The sequence below is a fragment of the Paraburkholderia sp. XV genome (genome assembly GCF_020177535.1).
Classification (GTDB): Bacteria; Pseudomonadota; Gammaproteobacteria; order Burkholderiales; family Burkholderiaceae; genus Paraburkholderia; species Paraburkholderia caribensis.
Genome location: NZ_JAGUUD010000263.1, coordinates 1 through 1,240, shown reverse-complemented (window position 1 = coordinate 1,240; position 1,240 = coordinate 1). Strand labels below are relative to the sequence as shown.

The following is a 1,240-nucleotide window of genomic DNA, read 5'->3' as shown; positions in this document are numbered from 1 at the left end:
CTGCTGGACGAGCTGGTCAAGGGGCCGATGACGCCGACCGAGGTGCAGGATCTGATGCTGGCGTTTAACAAGGCGATTATCGAACGCGCGATGGGTGCGGAGATGAATCTGCATCTGGGGTATCCGCCGGGAGAATCCAAACCCGCTGGCCAGGCCAACGAGCGCAACGGCGCCAGCCGCAAGACGGTCATCACCGATCGTGGCGTCGTCCGGGTCGAGTTGCCGCGCGACCGCGACGGCAGCTTCGAGCCGATCCTGATCCCCAAACACGAGCGCCGCTTCACCGGCTTTGACGAGCGCATCATCGCGATGTACGCGCGTGGCATGAGCGTGCGCGAGATCCAGGCCTTTCTGGCCGAGAGCTACGGCACCGAGGTGTCGCCCGATTTCATCAGTTCGGTCACCGACGAGGTGATGGCCGAAACGCTGGCCTGGCAGAACCGTCCGCTCGAGACGATGTATCCGGTGGTCTTCTTCGACGCGTTGCGGGTCAAGATCCGCGATGACGGTGTCGTCAGCAACAAGGCGGTGTATCTGGCTCTGGGCATTCAGGCGGACGGCCAGCGCGATGTGCTGGGCCTGTGGATCGAGCAGACCGAGGGCGCGAAGTTCTGGCTCAAGGTGTTCAACGAACTCAAGACCCGCGGCTGCCAGGACATCCTGATTGCGGTCGTTGACGGCCTGAAGGGGCTGACCGACGCGATCGGCGCAGCTTACCCGAAGACGGTGGTGCAGACCTGCATCGTGCATCTGATCCGCAACAGCCTGGAATACGCTGGCTGGAAGGACCGCAAGGCTGTCGCCCAGGCGCTGCGTCCGATCTACGCAGCTGCCAGCGAAGAGGCAGCGAAGCAGGCTCTGCAGGCCTTTGCTGATGGGCCATGGGGCGCGAAATACCCGACTATCGTGCAGTCCTGGCAGCGCGCCTGGGAGCACGTCACGCCGTTCTTCGTGTTTCCACCCGAGATCCGGCGGGTCGTGTACACCACGAACGCCATTGAGAGTCTGAACATGCAGTTGCGCAAGATCATCAAGACCCGCGGTCACTTCCCCAATGACGAGGCTGCAATCAAGCTACTCTGGCTGGCATTGCGCAACGTCCTGGCCAAAAACGTGCGCTCAGCCTTCGACTGGAAGTCAGCCATGAACCAGTTTGCTATTCTGTTTGGCGATCGATTTACGCAGGCGCGCGGCTAACGATTCCTTTAACCGCCTCGCCCACAAAAATGCGGACAGGCTC

At 61.8% G+C, this 1,240-nt stretch carries 1 protein-coding gene; it reads left to right on the top strand.

Translation table 11 applies throughout. From position 1 onward, the window contains the following. A partial coding sequence (locus KFO72_RS41830) for an IS256 family transposase (protein ID WP_225034554.1) occupies window positions 1–1,197 on the top strand: 1,197 nt, incomplete at its 5' end. Between the last annotated feature and the right edge of the window lie 43 nt (window positions 1,198–1,240).